The organism is Actinomadura sp. ATCC 39365, assembly GCF_054392275.1.
In genome coordinates, this window is record NZ_CP184335.1 from 5,750,817 (window position 1) to 5,772,214 (window position 21,398).

Annotated in this window: 14 protein-coding genes and 1 pseudogene; 5 read left to right on the plus strand and 10 right to left on the minus strand. The window is 72.6% G+C overall.

Translation table 11 applies throughout. The annotated features are described in order from the left end of the window. Positions 1 to 2: 2 nt before the first annotated feature. Positions 3 to 3,488: a S8 family peptidase gene (locus ACNF49_RS28115; RefSeq protein WP_482939312.1), complete on the minus strand. Its 3,486-nt coding sequence runs from the start codon at positions 3,486 to 3,488 to the stop codon at positions 3 to 5. A gap of 202 nt (positions 3,489 to 3,690) precedes the next feature. Continuing rightward, complete coding sequence (locus ACNF49_RS28120) at positions 3,691 to 5,496, minus strand: hypothetical protein (RefSeq protein WP_482939313.1); 1,806 nt, start codon at positions 5,494 to 5,496, stop codon at positions 3,691 to 3,693. A gap of 108 nt (positions 5,497 to 5,604) precedes the next feature. On the opposite strand from ACNF49_RS28120, the gene ACNF49_RS28125 reads away from it, so the two are divergent. Beyond that, the gene (locus ACNF49_RS28125; protein ID WP_357977914.1) at positions 5,605 to 6,615 is read left to right on the plus strand and encodes a hypothetical protein; all 1,011 of its coding nucleotides are present in this window, start codon (positions 5,605 to 5,607) and stop codon (positions 6,613 to 6,615) included. Positions 6,616 to 6,654: 39 nt separating this feature from the next. Here ACNF49_RS28125 and ACNF49_RS28130 read toward each other — a convergent pair whose 3' ends face one another. Continuing rightward, positions 6,655 to 7,257 carry a TetR/AcrR family transcriptional regulator gene (locus ACNF49_RS28130; protein ID WP_482939314.1) on the minus strand — a complete coding sequence of 201 codons (603 nt, stop codon included), beginning with the start codon at positions 7,255 to 7,257 and terminating at the stop codon, positions 6,655 to 6,657. Between the two features lie 143 nt (positions 7,258 to 7,400). Here ACNF49_RS28130 and ACNF49_RS28135 point away from each other — a divergent pair, with 143 nt between their 5' ends. The 3 genes from ACNF49_RS28135 to ACNF49_RS28145 are packed head-to-tail and all read left to right on the plus strand — an operon-like array spanning position 7,401 to position 10,204. After that, positions 7,401 to 8,840, plus strand: coding sequence for an MFS transporter (locus tag ACNF49_RS28135; RefSeq protein WP_482939315.1), 1,440 nt, complete (start codon positions 7,401 to 7,403; stop codon positions 8,838 to 8,840). Between the two features lie 33 nt (positions 8,841 to 8,873). Beyond that, positions 8,874 to 9,719 carry an alpha/beta hydrolase gene (locus ACNF49_RS28140; RefSeq protein WP_482939316.1) on the plus strand — a complete coding sequence of 282 codons (846 nt, stop codon included), beginning with the start codon at positions 8,874 to 8,876 and terminating at the stop codon, positions 9,717 to 9,719. Beyond that, complete coding sequence (locus ACNF49_RS28145; RefSeq protein ID WP_482939317.1) at positions 9,716 to 10,204, plus strand: hypothetical protein; 489 nt, start codon at positions 9,716 to 9,718, stop codon at positions 10,202 to 10,204. Before ACNF49_RS28140 ends, ACNF49_RS28145 begins: the two co-directional genes overlap by 4 nt. Positions 10,205 to 10,209: 5 nt before the next feature. Here ACNF49_RS28145 and ACNF49_RS28150 read toward each other — a convergent pair whose 3' ends face one another. From ACNF49_RS28150 to ACNF49_RS28180, 7 genes and pseudogenes are all read right to left on the minus strand, one after another. Continuing rightward, complete coding sequence (locus ACNF49_RS28150; protein ID WP_482939318.1) at positions 10,210 to 11,616, minus strand: beta-N-acetylhexosaminidase; 1,407 nt, start codon at positions 11,614 to 11,616, stop codon at positions 10,210 to 10,212. Then, positions 11,609 to 13,309 carry a glycoside hydrolase family 35 protein gene (locus ACNF49_RS28155; protein WP_482939319.1) on the minus strand — a complete coding sequence of 567 codons (1,701 nt, stop codon included), beginning with the start codon at positions 13,307 to 13,309 and terminating at the stop codon, positions 11,609 to 11,611. The genes ACNF49_RS28150 and ACNF49_RS28155 overlap by 8 nt, the downstream gene beginning before the upstream one ends. A 21-nt stretch (positions 13,310 to 13,330) precedes the next feature. Further along, a complete protein-coding gene (locus ACNF49_RS28160; RefSeq protein ID WP_498703118.1) occupies positions 13,331 to 15,676 on the minus strand; it encodes a discoidin domain-containing protein in 2,346 nt (781 codons plus the stop codon). A 20-nt stretch (positions 15,677 to 15,696) separates the two neighbouring features. After that, positions 15,697 to 16,590, minus strand: a complete 894-nt coding sequence (locus tag ACNF49_RS28165) for a carbohydrate ABC transporter permease (protein ID WP_357977937.1) — start codon at positions 16,588 to 16,590, stop codon at positions 15,697 to 15,699. Continuing rightward, on the minus strand, positions 16,587 to 17,537 hold the full coding sequence (locus ACNF49_RS28170; protein WP_357977939.1) for a carbohydrate ABC transporter permease: 951 nt from the start codon (positions 17,535 to 17,537) through the stop codon (positions 16,587 to 16,589). The genes ACNF49_RS28165 and ACNF49_RS28170 overlap by 4 nt, the downstream gene beginning before the upstream one ends. A 1-nt stretch (position 17,538) precedes the next feature. Beyond that, complete coding sequence (locus ACNF49_RS28175; protein WP_482939321.1) at positions 17,539 to 18,834, minus strand: ABC transporter substrate-binding protein; 1,296 nt, start codon at positions 18,832 to 18,834, stop codon at positions 17,539 to 17,541. Between the two features lie 97 nt (positions 18,835 to 18,931). Continuing rightward, positions 18,932 to 20,245, minus strand: a pseudogene (locus tag ACNF49_RS28180) (Gfo/Idh/MocA family protein); the annotation flags it as partial. An 18-nt stretch (positions 20,246 to 20,263) separates the two neighbouring features. On the opposite strand from ACNF49_RS28180, the gene ACNF49_RS28185 reads away from it, so the two are divergent. Then, on the plus strand, positions 20,264 to 21,379 hold the full coding sequence (locus ACNF49_RS28185; RefSeq protein ID WP_498703120.1) for an ROK family transcriptional regulator: 1,116 nt from the start codon (positions 20,264 to 20,266) through the stop codon (positions 21,377 to 21,379). The last annotated feature ends 19 nt before the right edge of the window (positions 21,380 to 21,398 follow it).

The following is a 21,398-nucleotide window of genomic DNA, read 5'->3' on the forward strand; positions in this document are numbered from 1 at the left end:
GATCAGTAGGCCCTGATCACCGTCTGCCGGACCGTGTTGCCGGCCGAGTCGGTGGCGGTGACCCGCAGCGACGGGTGCGGGCGCAGGACGATCGCGTCGTAGCGGCCGCCGCCGAGCGGGATCACCGGCTGCCGGCGCCACGTCGCGCCGTCGTCGTAGGACAGCTCCAGCTTCAGGTCCTTCGGGCGCGCGCCGGTCACGCCCTCCTGATGCCGTACGGCGAAGCCCACCAGACCGGGGCGCTCCGGGCGTACGTCATAGTCGACCTGCAGCAGCGGCAGCACCCGGTCGCCCGGCTTGGAGCGGAATGTCCAGGCCGTCTCGGTCGCGGTGGCCGTGGTCCACTCCTCCGAGGTGCGCTTGGTGGACAGCTCCAGCCGGTAGGCGGCCTCCTGCGGCGCCGCGGGGAACGCGCCCCAGGCGGCCTCGCGCTCGGCCACCAGCGTGCCGTCGCGGAAGAACCGGGCCGAGGCGGTGTCGTTGTCGACGCCCGCGCGGGAGACGTGCCCGGAGGAGTCCACGAACTCGGGGACGCGGATCTCCATCGTGTCGCCCTCCCGGGTGGACGGCTTGAGCCAGCCGGGGATCGCCGGGCGGACCACCGGGGCGTGCCAGCTCTCGCTGATCCGCGTGCCGGGCTGGTAGGTGCGCGGCTGCTCGGTCATGCCGTCGAGCAGCCGGCCCATCTCGTCCCAGACGTACTGGTGGTTGACGAGGTGCTGCCAGTAGGAGCCGTTGGCGCTGACGTACTCGGTGCGGCGCAGCGGGGTCTTCACGATCCGCTGGGTCTCCATCTGCTGGCCCAGCGAGTACGACTGCCAGGGACGCCAGCCGAAGCGCTGCTCCTTGGCCCAGCCGAAGCCCCCGTTGTCGGCGTAGGTCGTGGCGACCCGGGCGGTGTTGCCGTCGTTCACCTCGTGCACGATCTTGTCCGGCACCCGGCCGTCGGAGACCTGCATGACGTCGTAGAGGTAGGGCGAGTCCATCTGCCCCGTGACCTCCAGCCTGGCGTTGCCCTTCTTCATCCGCTCCAGCATCCGCTGCCCGTCGTCATTGGCGACCACCAGCGCCGGGATCGGCAGGTCCGCGCCGACCGGCTTCCAGCCGTGCCCGAACGCGTCGTCGGGGGACAGCACCAGGATCACCGCGACCGCGCCCGCCTTGATCGCGGCCCCGGACGGGTCGGACCAGTCAATGTCCTCGCTGCGGACGACCGCGGCCTTGCCCTTGGACCCGGCCGCCCCGTCGGCGAGCCGCCACATGTGCCGCCCGTCCACGCCCGGCGACCGGCCCAGGAACCCCATCGGGTACGGCTCGCCCGAGCCGGGCACGCGGGCGGTGAGCTTGGGCGCGACGAGCTGCCAGCGCGAGGCGAACTCGAACGAGCCGTCCCGCACGGGCTGGGTCGGTGAGACGTTGAGCCCCTCGATGACGTCGAAGTTCATGACGCCCTGGGAGATCTTGCGCGAGCCGAACGCACGATAGGTGAAGTAGGTGTAGATGCCCACCTGCTCGGCGGGCTCCTTGGTTCTGATGGTCACCGGGGTGGTCTTGCGGAAGTCGAGCACCACGTCCAGGTCGCGGTCGACCTTGAGCTCGGGGATGACGACCATGCCGTCACGCGGGTGCGTCCGGCCCCAGCCGCTGCCCAGGTTGAGCGACTGCGTCATGTAGGTGCCCTCGGACACCTCCACGGTCAGCCCTTCCTGGGGCAGCCAGGTGAACAGGTCGTCCTGCTGCGACGCGCCGAACATCGACAGCGTGTCGGCGCCGGTCTGCTTGCCGGCGGCGTCGATGGCGGTGAAGCGGACCTTGTGCTGCGGCCCCTTCCAGGTCAGCGCCAGCGTGGTGTGCACCTGCTCCGCGCCCGCCGTGGCGGTGACCAGCCCGCCGTACCGGCCGAAGGTGAGACCGGGCAGGTCCACCGTGACCTTGACGTCGGCGGTGCCGCCCGCCGGGACCGTCACGGTCCTGGCGCTGAGCTCGGCCTTGTCGAGGGTGGTGGCCAGCTCCAGCGTGACGGGGGCGGCCGTGCCGTTGGCGTAGGTGATGGTGCCCCCGGCCGTGGCCGGACCCTGGTCCTGCTGGTGCTTGCCGAGGTCGACCACACCCGTCGCGGTCACGCCCTGGCGCACCGCGCGGGCCACGTCCAGGCGGCCGGCGCCGGCGTCGTCGATCTGCTGACCGGCGATGGGCTTGGCGGAGCCGACCAGCGCGTCCTTGATCTGCCCGGCCGTCCAGCCGGGGTGGCGCTGCTTGACGATCGCGGCGGCCCCCGCCACGTGCGGCGTGGCCATCGAGGTGCCGGACGCGGCCGTGTAACGCTCGTCCACCGGCTCGCCCATGCTGGTGCCCGCCGCGCGGGCCGCGACGATGGCCACGCCGGGGGCGGTGAGGTCGGGCTTGGGCGCGTCGTCCAGGCGCGGGCCGCGGCTGGAGAAGTCCGCCAGCACGTCCTTGCCGTCGACCGCGCCGACGGTCAGTGCCGAGGTCGCCGCGCCGGGCGTGCCGATCGAGTAGGCCGCGCCGTCGTTGCCCGCCGCGACCACGAACAGGGCGCCGGTGCGCTCGGTGAGGGTGTTCACGGCCTCGCTGAGCGGGTCGGTGCCGTCGGTCGCGCTGCCGCCGAGGCTCATGTTGATCACCGACGCGCCTTCGGCGGCGGCCCACTCCATGCCCTCGATGACGCCGGACAGGGTGCCCGAGCCGTCGTCGCCGAGCACCTTGCCGACCATCAGTTCGGCGCCGGGGGCGACGCCCTTCCTGCCGTCGCCGCCGGCGATGGTGGCGGCCACGTGGGTGCCGTGCCCGTTGCCGTCCTGGACGCTCGGCTCGCCGGTGAACACCTTGCTCTGCTTGACGCGTCCGGCCAGGTCGGGATGGGTGGCGTCGACGCCGGTGTCCAGGACGGCGACCTTGACGCCCTTGCCGTCGAACCCGGCCTGCCACGCCTCCGGCGCGCCCACCTGCGGCACGCTGTGGTCGAGGGTGGCCTTGACCTTGGCGTCCAGCCAGATCTTCGACACGCCCTGCGACAGCGTGGCCCGCTGCCCGTCGAGCGACTTCCACAACCCGCCGATCGTGCGTTTGTCGGCGGCGACCACCCGGCCGTTGACGCTCTCCAGCTCGGGCGCGGACGCGCTCTTCGGCGCGGCGCCGTCGTAGAGGAACAGCAGCGGCAGCTTGTCCGCCTTCGCGTCGTCGTATCCCTGGGCGATCAGCCGGGTGACCGAGAACAGGGCCGGGTCCAGCCGCTTGGCCGCCAGGAAGGGCACGACGTCCTTGGGCAGGACCCGTAGCTCGCCGTTCTCCTCGGTGGTGGTGAACGCCATCCGCTCACGGCCCGGCCCCGGTTTCACCTCCACCGCGTGCCTGCCCGGCTCGGCCTGCCTGACGGTCACCACGTCCCCGGTGATCAGCGTGACGCGGTGGACGCTCCCACCGGCGGGCTCGGCCGCGGCCGAGGCTGCCGATAACGGGGAGCTCAACAGGGCGGCGGTGGTGACTCCTGCCACCGTCACATGGGCGGACCAGTGCATGGGGGTGAAACCTCTCGTAGCAACAACCAGTGCACATGAGAGTGAGTGATCAGAGGCGCGGCGCGCCAGGTGTCACCCGTGCCGTTTGTCTGCCATGTCGTGATTGCGACACGGCGCCGACGCCCACCCGGGACGCCCGGACCTCGCGAGGTCAGCCGCGCGGGCGGTGGACGACCTTCTCCGTCGAGCGGCCGGGATAGACCACGATCAGGTGCTCCTCCAGCGGCGCGTCGGGGTCGTCCTCGTCCCAGGGCATCGTGCGGGCGTGCACGCGCAGGCGGTAGCGGCCCGGACCGGCGACGGCCAGGCTGGGCAGCGGCCCGGCCGCCCCGCTGTCGCCGCCCCTGGGGTAGGCCGGCACCACCAGGCGGCCGCTGCGGCTGGCGATGCCCACCTCGACCACCCGGTCCCAGCCGGCGAGCCGCAGCGGCGGGGCGCGGTCGAACGCCTTGACCGTCAGGCACATCGGCGCGTTCTCCTCGGCGGTCACGATGGCGGCGCCGCTGCCCGCGGCGTCGATGAACCCGTCCTCGACGGCGTCGAAGATGTCGGCGGCCTCCTCGCCGGCGTCATAGATGTTGCCGGGGTCGCCCGCGCTGTCGTCGCGGTCGTCGAAGACGGCGTAGCCGCCCCCCTCGAACAACATGTACGCGGCGGTGCCCTGCCGCCTGGCCCGCACCCGGGGCCACGGGTCGGCGCACCGGGCGTTCGCCTCGGCCTTCCACCTGGCCTCCTGAAGGTCGCGCTCGGCCTGGCGGCGGTCGGCGTCGGCGGTCTGCCGGGCGACGATGCCGGGGCACAGGTACTCCAGGGCCGCGGCCAGCTCGATGGAGTCCCCCATGCCGCCGGCCCGCTCGTGCAGCGCGAGCCGTTCCTGGTCGCCGCGCAGCGCGCACAGCTGCCCGCCGTAGGCCAGGACGCGCTGGTCGGCCAGCCGTCCGGGGAACATCGTGCCCGCGGCGAAGGTCTCGCTCCTGGCCAGGCAGAGGAACGACCGCCGCTGCTCCTGCGGGCCGAGGCCGGCCGCGGGCCGGAGCCGGCCTCGGCAGCCCTCGTCCGCGGCCGTGTAGGTGAGCCGGGCGTCCCGCTCCGCGCCGACGACCGCCATCGGCAGCACGAGCAGGATCGCGGCGGCGGCGAGCAGCCGTGGCGCCCGCCCGGTCCCGGACGCCGCGCCGTCCGGGACGGGCACGGCGAGCTCGTGCGCGGTGCGCGCCGCCCAGACGACGAGCAGCCCGTCGAGCGCGTGCACGACGAGCGACAGGCCGTCGAACGTCAGCCGTCCGGCCTGAAGGAGCGAGTAGGCCTGCGGGACCAGCAGGGCCGTCCAGCCGACGGCGACCGTGACGGCGCCGAACCGGCTGTCGCGTCCCTGCCCGGTGATGATCAACGCTTTGCACGCGAGGGTGGCCAGCGCGAGCGGGAACGACAGCGCCAGCAGCGGGATCTCGGCGAACGGCCGCGACGCCGCGCCCAGGACCCCGGCCAGGCCGAGCCCGAGCGTGATCATCCGGAACCGGGCCGTGACCCCGGCGAGTGTCCGCACCAGCAGCAGCATGGTGGCGGCCCACACGGCCCAGCGGGCGACGTACTCCGCGAGGCTGGAGAGGTCGTCGAGGAGGTCCCAGAGCAGCAGGTCGCCGGCCACGTCCGCGTAGAGCAGGCGCCGCAGCCACACCACGTCACGCGGCAACGCCCCGGCGCCCGCCCGGACGGGCCCGCGCAGGATCTGCCACAACGCCCACGCGTTGAGCACGCAGACCGCGGCGGTCAGGAGCCGCGCCCCGTCGGCCCCCGGCCGGACGCCGGCCGCCGCGACGGCGACGAACCACCGCCCGCCGTCGTACCAGGCGGCGACGGCGGCAGCGGTCAGGTAGAGCGCGACGGCGGCGACGGCCGGACGCCCGAAGCGGTGGCGGGCGACGGCCCGGAGTAAGGCGGCGATGCGAATGATCATATTGGGCCGTCGCGCCGCCCCGGTGCCCCGCGCCACGCCGCCGCCGCGGTTAGCATGGAACGGGATCGGGGATCGTGGCGACACTCGGCGACGAAGCGAGATCTCTGCATGCGTACGACTCCTCGCAAGCTGCGCAACACCCTCAGCTGGTACGCGTTCGGCCTCTCCTGCGCGGTGACGCTGCTCGCCGCGGTGCTCATGCTGTTCTTCGACCCGGCCCTCACCAGGGCGGCGGTGCTCTCCTCGATCGGCCTCAACCTGATCGCGTCCGTGGCCTTCGCCGTCGTGTTCTCCGTCCTGAGCTCCCAGGTGCAGCAGCGCAGCATGGAGGAGAACATCGCCCAGCACCTGGACGACCTGGCCACGGGGCTGCGCACCGAGGTGGCCTCGATGCACAAGGGCTTCATGCCGACGGCCGTCTACCCGTCCTTCGACCCGGTGGACGGCACGTACGGGGACGCCTTCAACAAGGACGTGACCGCGAGCCTGGAGGCCACCGGGTTCTACGCCTTCTGCGGCCCGAGCGCCCGCTACGTGTCGGCCCGGCTGACCAGGTCCCGCCACTTCCCCCACCAGGTCCGGGTCGCGATGCTCAACCCCGGCGACAAGCTGGCCATCTCGCGCCGCGCCACCGACCGGACCAGCTGGGCCAGGCTGGCGGGCAAGGACAACTCCACCCTGTCGGAGGAGCTGCGCGAGGAGCTCATCATGAGCACGGTCGCGCTGTTCGACTACCGGCACATCTGCCCGGTGGACCTGGCCTACATCGAGGACACCGCGACCTACCGGTTCGAGATCTTCGACGACGCCATCTACCTCTCCTGGTACCACGGCCCGCAGTCGATCTCGAAGGAGATGCCGGAGTCCCTCAGGTTCGCCGCCGAGTCCTTCCTCTACCAGCTGCTCCGCCTCGACCTCATGCGCAGGTTCGAGATCGTCGAGAGCCGGGTGCGGTTCGAGGCGGGCCAGGACGACACCTTCCTCATCGCCCACCTGACGGAGGTCCTCGGCTCCTCGGTGTCGGCCGCCGACCTGGAGCGCTGGCGCAGGCGGTACCGGGAGTACACCGCGGACTTCGCCGGCTACCTCGACACCGTCTACGCCGAGCTCAAGATCTGACGGGCTCGCGGGACGGCGGCATCAGGCCGGAGCCCGGCCTCAGAGGGCCCCGGCGCGGGCCGCCGCCAGCGCCGCCGCGGCGGCCCGGTCGGCGGCCGCCTCGTCCAGGGCCTCCCCGGTGTTGAGCAGGGCGTAGTACAGGGGCGCGGACACGGCGGCGATCACCCGGCGCGGGTCGGTGCCCGGCGGCAGTTCGCCGCGCCCGATCGCGTCGGTGACGCAGCCGGCCCACTCCTCTATGCGCACGGCGTAGAAACGGTGCAGCGCCCGGGCGGCCTCCCCGTCGCAGAGCGAGGCGGCGATCAGCGCCTTGAACAGGCGGCCCTGGCGGGGGTCGGTGAGGGTCCGCACGACCAGGCGGGCGTTGTCGCGCAGGTCCGCGTGCACGTCGCCGTTGCGGGCGCGGGGCAGCGAGGTCTCCGCCATGTCCTTGAGCAGGTCGGCGGCGAGCGCGCCGGGCGTGCCCCAGCGGCGGTAGACGGTGGTCTTGCCGACCTCCGCGAGGCGGGCGATGTCGGCGAGGTCGAGCCCGGCGAAGCCCTTCTCGACCAGGGTGTCGCCGGCAGCCCGCAGGACGGCCTCGCGGACGCGGGCGGTGCGCCCACCAGGACGGACGGCACCCGGCGGTGGGACGGCGGCCATACGGACTCCTCCTCGTTCGAACCCTTATCGGAACCGTAGTTCCCTTAGTGGCAGTTCTGGTGCTACTGTTCTCTCATCTTAACGGAACTAGAGAACCGTTTATGGCGGCATGCCGACCGGCACGCCCGAGAGAAAGCCCTGCCATGACCACCACCACACCCCTGCCCACGTCCGCCGCCCAGGCCCCGCCGCGGCACCTGACCGGCCGCCTGCGTCTCGTCCTCGCGGTGCTCCTGGTCGCCCAGTTCATGCTGGCCGTCGACTTCTCGATCCTGAACGTGGCCCTGCCGGCCATCGGCGACGACCTCGGCTTCTCCCTGTCCGGCCTCCAGTGGATCGCCACCGCCTTCGCCCTGTGCGCGGCCGGCTTCACCCTCTTCTTCGGCCGCATCGGCGACCTGGTCGGCCGCAAGCGCATCTTCCTCGGCAGCCTGGCGCTGCTCGGCGTGGCCTCGCTCGCCGGCGGGCTCGCCCCCACCCCCGAGATCCTCATCGTGGCCCGCATCGCCCAGGGCCTGGCCACCGCCGCCGCCACCCCGGCCGGGCTCGCCCTGCTCACCACGTCCTTCCCCGAAGGGCCGCTGCGGCAGAAGGCGCTGGGCCTCAACGGAGCGCTCATGTCCGCCGGGTTCACCGCCGGAGCCGTGCTCGGCGGCGTCCTGACCGACCTGCTCTCCTGGCGCTGGGCGTTCTTCGTCAACGTGCCCGTCGCCCTCGCCGTGCTCCTGGTCGCGCCCGCCGTCATCGCCGAGTCCCGGCCCGCCGACCGTCCCCGGCTCGACCTGCCCGGCGCGCTCAGCGTGACCCTCGGGCTGCTCGGCGTCGTCTACGGCCTGACGCAGGCCGGCGAGCACGGCTGGACCCACCCGCTCGCCCTGACCGGGCTGCTGGGCGGGGCCGTCCTGCTCGGCCTGTTCCACCTGGTCGAACGCCGCGCCGCCGCGCCGCTCGTGCCGCTGCACGTCCTGCGCAAGCCGACCGTGGCCTGGGGCAACCTGCTCGGCCTGCTCGCCTTCGTCACCGAGACGTCCCTGGTGTACCTGCTCACCCTCTACCTGCAGAAGACCCTCGGCTTCACCGCCCTGGCCGCCGGGCTGTCGTTCGGCGTGCTCGGTCTCGGCACCGTGGCCGGCGGCCTGCTCGCCCCGAAGGCGATCGCCCGCACCTCGACCGTGGCCGTGCTGGTCGGCGGCGGGCTGCTGCAGGCCGTCAGCACCGGCGCCCTGCTGCTCCTCGGCGGCACCTCGGGCTCGATGGGGTTGCTGCTGCCCGCCACCTTCCTGGGCGGCGTGGGGAACATGCTGGTCATCGTCGGCTTCATGGTCACCGCCACCACCGGCCTGCCCGACCGGGAGCAGGGCCTGGCCACCGGCCTGGCCTCGATGTCCCAGCAGATCGGCATCACCATGGGCACCCCGATCATGTCCGCGATCGTCACCGCCGCGACGGCCGGGGCCGTGACCGGCGCGGCCGTCCTGCACGGCGTCACCGTCGCGATCGCCGCCAACACCGCCCTCGTCCTGCTCGGCGTGCTGGTCGCGGCGCTCTTCCTGCGCGGCCGGCGCGATCGCGCGCACGCCTGACCCGCCATCCCTCTCTCGTTCGCGGAGCACATCATGGATCCTCAGCCCAGCGGCGCGGTGATTCCCGAGACCGGCGTACGCCCGGAACCGTCGTGGTCACGTCTCGTCCTTCCCGGCTCGCCTCCCGTGCCGGTCCGGCTCCATCGGCCACAGGGCCTGCCGCCCGCCGGGCTGCTGGTGTGGGCGCACGGCGGCAGCTGGCAGCGCGGCTCGGCCGCCGAATGGCACGACGCCACCGCGGCCCTGGCCGCCTGGTCCGGCTGGACGGTGATCAGCGTCGACTACCGGCTCGCGCCGCGCCACCGCCACCCCGGCGCCGTGCGGGACGTCCTCGCCGCCCTCGCCTGGGCCCACGGCCAGGCGGCCGGGATCCCGCTCGCGGTGGGCGGCGACAGCGCGGGCGGCACGCTCGCCGCCGGCGCCGCGCTGGCCGCCCGGGACCGCGGCCTGCCGCTGGCCGCGCAGGTGCTGGCCTATCCGCCGTTCGACCCCGCCTGCGCCGGGGCGTCCTACCGCCGCTCGCCGTCGGCGTTCCCGCAGGCGGAGCCGCTGCGCCGGGCCTGGCGCGCCTGGCGCGGCGACCGGCCGGCCGCCGTCCGCGACGCCGACGGCACCCGCCTGTACACGACGCACTGGGAGGCGCCCACCCTGGCCGGGGTCGCCCCCGCCGTCCTCGCCGTCGGCCGCGACGACCCCGTGCACGACGACGTCGAGTCCTACGCGCGACGGCTGCGCGCGGACGGCGTCCCGGTGCGGCTGCTGCGCCCGCCGGGCGCCGTCCACGGCGACGTGCTGCGCCCGGACCGTCCCCTTCTCCGCCTGCTGGCCCGCGCCCTGCGCGAGCAGGCCCCCTCCGACCAGCGAAAGGACCACCGATGAACGTTCCCCCCGCCCCCCTTGAGGCGCTCGTCCGCCACTTCGCCGACCTGCGCGACGGCACCCACGCCGGGCACGTCACCCGCCAGGGCAAGCAGGACGCCTTCCGGCGGGCCGTCGAACTCCTCGACGCGCCCGCACGGCAGGTGCTGGCCGAGTTCGACCGCCACCTGCTGCTCGGCACCGGCGCCGTCGAGGCCACCGGCACGCGGGCCGACGCCACCGGCGGCAGCTTCGCCGTCTGGTCGCTGTCGTGGCCGGCGCAGCGGGCGGCGGGCCTCGCGCCGATCACCCTGACCGCCCACTACGGCGCCGGATTCCACCATCCGCACCTGCGGGGCGCCACCGTCGGGGAGTGGCCGCTCAACGTCGCGGACGCGGAGCAGGCGGCGGAGCTCGTCCCCGTCCTGCGCGCCATCGCCGCCGCCGACCTGCACAACCTCGTCTTCCAGCGCGACTGGCGCATCGTGCCGGCCGTCCATCCTTGACGGAACTACGGGCCCACCGGCCCGCCGGCCTCCCGTACGGCGTCCATGAAGGCGTGGTACGGCATGCCGCCCGCGCCGCTCCACATCTTCTGGGCCAGGACGGCGAAGGTCGGCTCGACCAGGTCACGCACGTCGTCCTCGGTGTAGGGCGCCGCGGTGATGTCGTTCCACACCGCCGACATGGCGCCCAGCAGCCGCGGATCGCCGGGGGCGACGCTCTGGCCGTCGGGGAAGACGTGCGGCGCCCAGTGGTCGTACAGGTACTCACCGTCCAGGCCGTCGGGGTGGTAGTAGGTGGCGGCCGGGACGATGTAGAGCAGGGAGTCGCTGGTGTTGACGAAGGAGTAGCCGTCCCGCCTGGCCTCGTGCGGGCCGTACCAGACGGTGGCCCAGCAGTTGATCACCACGTCCGGGTCGTAGCCCTCGGGGACGCCGCCCGCCATCCTGGTCAGGCTGCCCCACGCGCGCGGACGTTTGCCCAGCGCCCGCAGGTGGGCCGCCATCGCGTTGAAGAACTCCTTGTAGCGCGGTTCGTCGGCCAGGTACTCGTCGGCGCCGAAGTGCGCATGCGGGCCGCGGAACCAGGGGACGAACTCGGTGAACAGGTCCTTGACGAACTGCGTGGACTCCGGCTTCGACAGGTCCAGATGATCGTCGCCCAGCCCGAGCGAGGGACGGAACCGGACGAACGCCAGCGCGTGGGCGGGCGCGTCGATCTCGGGGACGAGGGTGACGCCTTCGGCCGCCGCCGCCTCCTCGAAGGAGTCCCAGTCCGCCCGGTCGTAGGCGCCGTCGGCCGAGGCCAGCCCGGCCAGCGCGGGGTCCTCGGGCACCAGCCGGAAGCCCGCCTGCACCTCCGACCACGTGCCGTCAGGGGCCAGGAAGCCGTTGTCGTTGAGGTGGAGCTGCAGCTCGTTGAGCTTGAACCAGCCCATGACGGCCAGCTGCTCGCGGACGAAGCCCGGCGTGAAGAAGCGGCGGCCCACGTCCAGCATGAAGCCGCGCACCGGGTAGTCGGGCCAGTCGGCGGCGGCGCCCACCGGCAGCTCGGCGGTGGTGCGCAGGATCTGCAGCAGGCTGCGCGTGCCGTAGAACAGGCCGGTGGCCGTGGGCGCGGAGATCCGGACCTGCTCGCCGGTGACGGCGAGCAGGTAACCCTCCTCGGCGAAGCGGGCGCCGCCCGCCTCGCACGTCAGCGCCGGGTCGAGGGTCAGCACGACGTCACCGGCGCCCGCCGGCCCGCCGGCCGCGGCCAGGGTCAGGCCGGTGACCTGCCCGATCTCCTGGACGAGCCGGTCACGCAGGCCGGCCTCGTCGCTCACGACCCTGGCCAGCGCGGCCCGGGGGAGTACGCCGGCGCCGCCGTCCCACCGCTGCAGGCGGGGGACGACGACCGGGCACGCGTTACCCAAGGCCGGCCTCCTCCCGGATCTCCACGACCGGCTCCTGGCAGCCGTCCAGCTCGAGGACGACGAGCTCGTTGCCGCCCGCGCGCAGCAGCGGCCAGGGCAGGTAGAGGGTGCGCTGAGGGCCCCGGTCCCAGTAGCGGCCCAGGCAGAACCCGTTGACCCAGACGTACCCCTTGGTCCAGCCCGGCAGGGCGAGGTAGGCGTCGCGCGGCTCGGCCACGGTGAGCGTGCCGCGGTGGAAGACCGGCCCGGTCGTCGCGCCCGTACGGCCCCACGGCAGCCCGGACACGTCGTCCAGCGGGATGGGCACGGCCTCCCAGTCGTGCACGTACTGCCGCTCGTGCCGCACGCCGCCGACGATGCCCTTGCGGTCGCCCAGCCGGGGGCCGTAGTTGACCCGGCCCATCGACTCGACCAGCAGCTCCACCACCGCCGACGGGCCGGGCACCGCGACGGGCACGCCGGTCAGCCGGTCCCGTTCGAGCACCGCCACCGGCTCGCCGTCCACGAACAGGTGGGCCCGGTCTGCCAGGCCGTCGACGTGCAGCTCGTACGGCCCCCGCGGCCCATGCACGGTGGCCCGGTAGAGCACCAGCCCGTGGGCCAGCCCGAGCTCCTCGAACGTCGGCGGCCGCGCCGAGCGGCCCGCGACCGGCGGGAGCGCGTCGAACAGCCGCAACGACTGCGTCAGCTCGACGGCGCCGGGCGGCAGCGTCGGCGGCAGCGGCTCCGGCTCGGGCACCGGGCCTTGCCGGTGGGCGGCCAGCACCTTCCTGAAGGCCCAGAACTTCTCGGTCGGCGCGCCCCGCTCGTCGATCGGGGCGTCGTAGTCGTAGGAGGTGACGGTCGGCTGGTACTCCCCGTCCTGCAGGTCGCCGCCCAGGTTGGCGCCGGCCCAGGTGCCGAAGTTGGTGCCGCCGTGGGCCATGTAGAGGTTGACCGACGCGCCCGCGGCGAGCATGCGTTCCAGGATGCCGGCCACCTCGGCGGCGTCCCGGGTGGTGTGGGTGTCGCCCCAGTGGTCGAACCAGCCGTTCCAGAACTCCATGCACGCCGGCGGGTCCTCGGGCCGGAAGCGGGCCAGCTCGGCGAAGGAGCCTTCGGGGTCGGAGCCGAAGTTCACCGTCGCCCGCACGCCCGGCAGGGTGCCGCCGGAGAGCATGTGGTCGATCGCGCCGTCGGAGGTGAACAGCGGGACGTCCAGGCCGCGCTCCCGCAGCCCGTCGGCCAGCCAGGCCAGGTAGCGCCGGTCGGAGCCGTAGGAGCCGTACTCGTTCTCGACCTGGACCATGCTCACGTTGCCGCCCCGGGTGACCTGCCGGGCGGCGACGACCGGGATCACCTCGTCGAAGAAGCGCCCGACGTGGCCGAGGAAGGTCTCGTCGTGGCAGCGCAGCGGGGCGTCCCGGTCGGCGAGCAGCCACCAGGGCAGGCCGCCGTTGTCCCATTCGGCGCAGATGTAGGGCCCCGGCCGCACGATCGCCCGCAGCCCCTCCTCGGCCGCCAGGTCCAGGAAGCGGCCCAGGTCGGCCCGGCCGGTGAAGTCGAAGTGGCCGGGCCGTGGTTCGTGCAGGTTCCAGGCCACGTACGTCTCGACGGTGTCCAGGCCCATGGCCCGCAGCATGGCCAGGCGCTGCCGCCACTGCTCCGGAAGGACCCGGAAGTAATGCATCGCTCCCGACAGCACCTGAGTCATGCCTTCATTCTCCTGATCTGGTCAGCGGGTGACGATCTCGTAGAGGGCGAGGTTGCCCCATTCGAGGTTCGCCTTGTGGACGATCAGCCGGATCTTCTGGGTGGAGACCGGCGCGGGCAGCCGCATCGTGCTGGTCTCGACGGTGGCGCTGCTGGACGGCCAGTCGATGAGGTGGTGGTCCACCCGGGTGACCCAGGAGTCGCCGTCCCAGGTCTGCAGCGACACGTCCGTGATGCCCTGGCCCTTGGCCCAGGCGGTGTGCAGGGTCACCTCCGAGACGGTCCGCGGCGTGCGGTAGTCGACGGTGATGTCGCCGGGGAAGGTCACCCCGGTCGAGGCCGAGGCCCACGGCGTGCCGGGGTCGCCGTCGATCAGGTTCTCCAGCGCGGACGCCGACACGAACGACGAGGTGGCCACCGGCACGCCGCCGGGCGGCAGGTACGGCTCGGTGGCGGCGGGCACGCTCAGGCGCACCTCACCGATCCGGAGGCGGCCCTCGCCCGTGACGACCAGCCGCACCCGGCGCGTGGTGACCTCCGCGGCGAGCGTCACCGCCTGCTTCGCGCCGCTCGCCCTGGTCTGCCAGGTGCGGCCGTCCTCGGAGGTCTGGACGTCGAACACGATGTCCGGCGAGCCGCTCACCTCGACGCGGCTGAAGGTGCGGGACAGGGCGTAGGTCAGGTCGACGGTGCCGGGGAAGCGCGGCCTGGGCACGCTCTGCCAGAAGGTGGCCGGGTCACGGTCGGCCAGCCGCTCCAGGTGGCCCCTGGGCGTGAACGTGCTGCTCACCTCGGGCAGCGGGACGGCCCGCTGGTAGGCCCCGAGGTCGGGCGCCGCGTCCGGGACGGGCGTGCCGGCCAGGTCGGAGACGGCGGGCAGGGTCACGCCCGCGTCGAACACCGGCGAGCCGTCGAGCGGACGGTAACCGGCCAGGCCGCCGGAGCCGGGCGAGGCCAGCCGGGGGTCGGCCACGATCGCCTTGTGGTCGGGCCCGGTCGGCGGCTGCGGGGTGCCCCAGTAGAGGTTGTGGTCGTAGATCGCGCCGTTCTTGCCGTCGAACCCGGCGCCGGCCGCGTTGAGGAACACGTTGTCGCGCACCGTGACGCCCGCGGCGTCGTTGTAGATGCGCACCACCTTGCCCAGGGGATACTTGCCGGCCCCGGCCAGCGGCGGCTTGACCTCGACCACCCGGCCGTCGGCGTAGACGGTGTTGTTGTGGATGACGGTGCCGTGGGTGGCGGTGGACAGCCCGAAGACCTCGTAGCCGTCGCTCTCGCTGACGTTGTAGCGGACCACGGTGTCGCGGGTGGGCGCGCCGGCGAAGGACACCGCGATGAAGAACCCGCCGTCGTTGTGGTGGCTGTAGTTGTACTGCACGATGCTGCGGTTGTTGTCGGCGTCGGAGTCGAAGCCGTGCCCGTCCGAGCCCGGACCGTTGAACCCGGTGCCGCTGACCTCGTTGCGCTGGACGACGAGGTCGTCGTTGCCCTGCCACCAGATGCCGACGTTGCCGCCGGTCGGCTTGGTGCGGCCGGTCACCGCCCGCTCGACCTTGTTGCCCTCGACGAGCGCGCCCTTGGTGTGCATCGGGGTGATGCCGCCGCCGGTCACGTCATGGACGCGGTTGCCGCGGATGACGACGCCCGTGCTCGGCGTCCAGGTGACCACCTCGCTGTCGGGGATGCCGGTCTCGACCGGGTAGAGGCTGGTCATGCCGTTGCGGCGGGACCAGGTGGACCACATGATGATCCCGTAGGAGCCGATCTTCGAGATCTCGTTGTCCTCGATGACCAGCCGGTCGAACCAGGTCGGCGTCCGGTTGCCCCTGATCGAGATCAGCAGCCCGGCCGTGGCGACGCTGTGGCCGCCGGCGCCGTCCACGTCGTGGATGTCGAGGTTGCGCAGGGTGACGTTGGCCAGCTTGCCGGAGTCCTTGGCGTACAGGTTGACGCCGGTGCGGTAGACGGCCCGGCCGTCGCTGTTGGTCACCTGGAGGCCGTCCACGACGAAGTCGTGCACGTCGGCGATCGTGACGGCGGCGGTGTCGAGCCCGCCGCCCTCGATCAGCGGCTTGGCGCCCTGGCCGTAGGCGCCGACCGTCGCCGGGTCGCCGGGCCTGCCTGCGCCCTTCAGGGTGAGCCGGCCGGTCCAGCGCTGCCCGGCCCGGAACAGCAGCCGGTCGCCGGGGCCGAGCGTCAGCTCGCTCGCCTTGTCCAGGCTCCGCCAGGCGGTGTCCGGGCTCGATCCGTCGGCGGCGTCGTCGCCGGCCGAGGCGTCGACGTAGTAGGTGGTGCCGGTCGCGGCCTGCGCGGGGGTGGCGGCCAGGAGTCCGGCGAACAGCGTTAAAGCGGTGACGATGACGCGCAAGAGCGGGCGTCCTTTCCAGGTCATTTGCCGATACCGGCCGTCATGCCTTCGACGACCCGCCGGCCGAGCCAGATGTAGAGGATGACCATCGGATAGATGAGGATCACGATCCCGGCGAACAGGCCGCCCCAGTCGGAGCTGTACTGCATGGTCGAGTACAGGTTGAGCAGGGCCGCCGGGAGCGTGCGTTCCTCGGGCAGCGGGGTGATGAGCAGGACCAGCAGCGTGGAGTTCCACAGGCCGATCACGTTGAGCACGAGCACGGTGGTCAGGCCCGGCCGGGCCAGCGGCGCGATCACGCGGACGAAGGCCGTCAGTGGCCCGGCGCCGTCGAGCTCGGCGGCCTCCTCGACCTCCCTGGGCAGCGACCGGAAGTAGCCGGTCAGGACGAACACCGCGAACGGCAGCGACAGGACGACCTCGAACACCAGCAGCGTGATGCGGTTGTCCCACCAGCCGGTGACCCAGTCCTCCATGAACGTGTAGACCGACAGCTTGGCCACCACGATCGGGATCGCCATGGTCTGCAGCGGGATGCTCAGCCCGACGGCGAAGAACCCGGTGATCGGCCCGGCGATCCGCCGCGACGAACGCGACAGCGCGTAGGCGGCGGGCGCCGCGATCGCGACGATGAGGAACGAGCCGAGCGCGGTCAGGACGACGCTGTTGAGCGCGGCGATCGAGAACTGGCCGGCCTGCCAGGCCGAGTCGTAGTTCTCCCAGGCGGGGGAGTCGGGCAGCGCGAACGGGTGCAGCCACACCTCGCCGGAGGACTTCAGCGACTGCAGGCCGACCCAGGCGACCAGGGCCAGGTTGAAGGCCACCCACGCCCACAGGGCGAGGGCGGTCAGCCGGGGCAGCAGCAGGTCGCCCACCAGCCGGGCCAGGGGACGCCTCACCGGGACGGTCGTCATGACAGCTCCACGCTCTCTCGGCGGGTGATGCGGCGAACCAGGACGATCAGCACGATGGTGATCAGGGTCACCACCACCCCCATCGCGGCGCCGGACCCCAGATCGGGCACGCCGCCCCCGGTGATCACCGTGTACTGCTGCACGGCCACGGTCCTGGCCTGCAGCGGCGGGGCGCCGGGCGTGCCGCCGGTGGTGAAGGCGATCACGATCTCGAACACCTTGAGGCTGTTGACCACCCACAACACGGCGGCGACCGCGAACACGTCCCAGGTGAGCGGCAGCGTGATGTGGCGGAACTGCTCCCACTTGGTCGCGCCGCCGAGCACCGCGTCCTCGTACAGGTGGGGCGGGATGCCGTCCACGGCCGACATCATCAGCGCGATGTAGAAGCCGGTGGAGGACCAGACCAGCCCGCCGATGACGCACCGGAAGACCAGGTCGGGGCCGAGCCAGGGGAGCCCGTCGATGCCCGCCCAGCCCAGCACCTGGTTGACGACGCCGCCGGGGTTGAGCAGGAAGCCGACCGCGGCGCCGACCGCGATCGCCGAGATGATCATCGGCAGGAAGACGACGGACCGGATGAAGGCCCGTCCCTTCAGGTGGCGCAGCGCCATCATCGACAGGAACGTGATCCCGAAGACCAGCGCGCCGCCGGCGACCGCCAGGAGGAACGTGTTGGCGAACGACTGCAGGAACGCGTCGTTGCGCAGCAGCGCCTGGTAGTTGCGCAGGCCGCGCCACTCCATCTCGGCGCCCGGACCGGCCCAGCGGTACAGGCTGACCCACACGCCGTAGAAGGAGGGCAGCACGAACAGCAGCGTGTAGAGCGCGAGCGCGGGCAGCAGGAAGGGCCAGAAGGCCCGTTCCCGCGCCGGCCGCAGGATCTTGCCGCGGTACGGATCCCGCGACGGGAGCGCCGTCTCCGCAACGAGGGAGCCGTATGCCATGTCAGCCCTTGTTCGCGAGGTAGTCGGCGGTCTTCTTCTTGCCCTGCGCGACGAACTCGGCGGCGTCGATCTTGCCCGCCAGGAGCTGGTCGTCCAGGGGCAGCAGGAGGTCGACCCAGTAGGCCTTGTCGGCGGCCAGGGTGTCGTAGGTCTTGTGCACGGCGGGCGCCTCGGCGATCGCCTTCTGCACGTCGGCGAGGAAGTCGGGGGCGGGGATGTCGGGCCGCGAGGGGATGTTGAGCGCCTCGGTGGAGATGCGGCTCAGGTGCTTGCTCTGCAGCGCGAAGGCCAGGAACTCCTTGGCCGTCCCGACGTTCTTGCCCTTGACGTTGACGCCCCAGCCGAGCGCGCCGACCTCGACGGAGTCCTTGCCGCCGGCCGGGAGCTGGAAGGAACGGATCTTGGCGCCGGCCGGGGTCTTCGTCTTGACCTCGCTGGCCAGCCAGGTGCCGTTGATGTTCAGGGCCGAGTTGCCCTGCGCCCAGTCGTCCTGCGCGGCCGGGTACTTCGTGGCCATGTGGTCCTTCTGGAAGTAGCCGCCCTTGGTGAGCTGCTCGACCTGCTTGGCGGCGGCGAGCACCTCGGGCTTGTCCCAGGCGGCGGCGTCCTTCGACAGCGCCAGCAGGCTGCCGGCGCCGTTGGCGCGGACCAGGGCCGAGTAGAACCAGTAGACGTTGTAGAACGGGATGGTGCCGTCCTGGCCGATGGCGGTCCGGCCCGCGGCCTTCTCCTTGTCGAGGAAGGCGATCAGGTCCGCCCAGCTGCGCGGCGGGTTGTCGGCCAGCTCGGGGCGCTTGGCGGCGTCGTACCAGACGGCGGTGGAGATCACGGTGTGCGGGAGGAAGCCCATCCCCTTGTCGTCGGAGGCGGCCTGCCTGACCGACTCGGGCAGCACGTCGCCGACGGTCTTGCCCTCGCCGGGCACCTGCTTGGTGAGCAGGTCGTCCAGCGGGGCGGCCAGGTTCTGGGCCCGCCAGCCGGGCAGGTTGTCGGTCGCGACGTCGAACAGGTCGGGGCCCTGGCCGGCGGCCATCTCGGTGGGCAGGTTCTCGGTGCCCTTGCGGCCGACGAACTTGGCGTCCACCTTGACGTTGTTCTGCTTGGCGAAGTCGTCCAGAATCGCCTTGAAGATCTTGGCCTGCGGCTCCTGCTCGCCCCAGGAGGAGCGGTAGACGAGGGACTTCTGCTCGGCCTGCCCGGCCGGGCCGCCGCTGTTCTTGTTGCCGCACGCGGTCACACCGAACGCGAGCGCGCCGACCGCCACCAGCGCGGCCGTCCGGGAGAGGACGTTGGTCATGGTTGTCACCTTTCAAGGGGGAGGGCTCGGCGAGAGTGATCACCGTGCCGGACAGGCGGGCGCGCTCGGCCGCCCAGACCACGCGGTGCGTGGCCAAACTCTCGTGACCGCTGGAACGGATCATCGTCGGGTCGCCGCTGGCCACGGCGTCGAGGAAGGCGTCCATCAGGCCGTCGTCGCCGCCTCCGTGGCCGCCGGCCATCGAGGCTTCCGCGCCGGTCCGGGTGTCGATCTCGGTGATCCGGTCGGTGAGGAAGTCGTGCAGGCGCAGGCGCACGCCGTCGCCCTCGATGGAGCCGTGCGTGCCGAAGATCCGGGTCTTGCGGTGCTCCAGGGCGGCGAAGGCGGTGACGGTGAACGAGGCGGTGGCGCCGTCGGCGAACTCCAGGTTCACCACCTGGCTGTCGACCACGTCGTTGTCGCAGGCGAACACGCACCTGCCGTACGGGCCCTCGCGCAGCGCGGTCAGCACGCCCTGCGCCGTGTGGTCGGCGGTGACCGCCGACAGCGGCCACCACTCCTTGTCCGGGTCGCCCAGGCAGCCCAGGTAGAGCCGCTTGGCCGAGTACGGGCAGCTGGCCTCCACCGGGCAGTCGAGGCAGTTGGCCGTGGCGCCGGCCGGGGCCTGCTCCTCGCGGAAATAGAGGAGATCGCCGAAGGAGGACACCCGGTGCGGCAGACTGCCCTTGATGTAGGCCATCCAGTCGAGGTCGTGGCAGGCCTTGGCCAGCAGCAGCGGAGCCGACTCCGCCTCGTTGCGCCAGTTCCCGCGGACGAAGGAGTGCGCCTGGTGCCACCAGCCGACCTGCTCCAGATGCTGGATGTTCATGATCTGGCCGACGGCGCCCTGGTCGACGAGCGACTTGAGGGCCCGCGTGTAGTCGGTGTACCGCATGACGTGGCAGACGGCCAGGATGACCCCGTTGCGCTCGGCGGCCTCGGTGATGCGCCCGGCCTCCTCCTCGGTCGGGGCCATCGGCTTCTCCAGCAGGATGTGGTAGCCGAGGTCGGCCGCGGCGACCGCGGGCTCGGCGTGCATCCGGTCCTGGGTGCCGATGATCATGGCGTCGGCCAGCCGGCCCGCCGCGACGAGGTCGGCCCAGTCGGCGAAGACGTTGCCGGGCGCGATGCCGTGCTCGGCGGCGAAGGCGGCGCGGCGTCGCGGATCAGGCTCGGCGACGGCCACGATCCTCGCGCGGCCGGTCGTCAGGGCCCGGCGGGCGTACAGCGTGCTCCGCAGCCCCGCGCCCGCGACGGCGAGCGTGACGACGGGTTCCGACATCGATGTCCTTCCGGTTTGCCACTTAGTAATTAAAGCTGTTTTTATTAGTCCCTGTTTGTATTGGTCGCCAGGCAGCACTGTCAAGGGGGGTCCATGCGGAAGGTCGCGCTCCAAGGAAGCGACGCACATCGCTTGCGGCGGATCAACATGATCGCGACGCTGCGGGCGATCCGCGCTGCGGGCGTCGTCCCGCTCACCGACCTGGCCCGCCGCGCCGGGCTGTCCAGGCCGACCGTTGAGGGCCTGGTCGAGGAGCTGCACGGACACGGATGGCTGGAGGAGGTCGCCCCCGAGGCCGGCCAGATGGGCAGGCCGGCCCGCCTCTACCGGTTCCGGGCCACGACCGGCTATGTCGTCGGCGTCGACATCGGCTCCTCCAGCGTCCGGGCCCAGGTGACCGACCTGGAGGGCGACCCCGTCGGCCTCGGCTTCACCCGCGTCCAGGCCGACTACGGCAGGGCCGAGCGGCTGGCGGCCGTCCGCGCGACGATGGCGGCCGCGCTGCGGGACGGCGGCGTCACCGCCGACCAGGTGTTGTCGGTGGCCGTGGGCACCACCGGCGTGGTGAGCCCGTCCGGGACGGTCCGCCTGTGCGTGGGGCTGCCCGAGTGGACGGGCCTGGACCTGGCGGCCGAGGTGGGCCGCGACTACCCCTGCCGGATCCTGGTGGAGAACGACTGCAACCTCGCCGCCCTGGCCGAACGGTGGGCCGGGGTGGCCCGCGAGGTGGACGACGTGGTGTTCGTGCTGTCGGGCGTGCGCACCGGCGCCGGCATCCTGGTGCGCGGCGAGCTGCACCGCGGCGGGCGCGGCATGGCAGGGGAGATCGGCGCGCTGCACCTGGTCGGCTGGCACCGCGCCCCCGACCACCTGGCGCGCTTCGCCCCCGGCGCCGCGCCGGAGGAGGTGGCCGGGCTGGTCTTCGCCGCGGCCAGGGACGGCGACCCCGCCGCCCGGTGGGCGGTCGAGCAGTACGCGCACGACCTGGCCGAGGGCATCGCCGCCATCGTGCTGACCGTGGACCCCGACCTCGTGGTGGTGGGCGGCGGCGTCTCGCGCTCGGGCGACGTGCTCATGGAGCCGCTGCGCCGGCACCTGGACCCGCTCTGCCTCGAACCGCCCGCCCTGGAGATCTCCACCCTCGCCGACCAGGCCGTCGTCCTCGGCGCCGTACGGCACGCGCTCAACCACGTGGACGAGCTTCTCTACGACGTGGATCTCCCTCTTGACCTGACCCTCTTCAGGCAAGATATTAAACCTTGATTAATTAGTAACTCGGGCG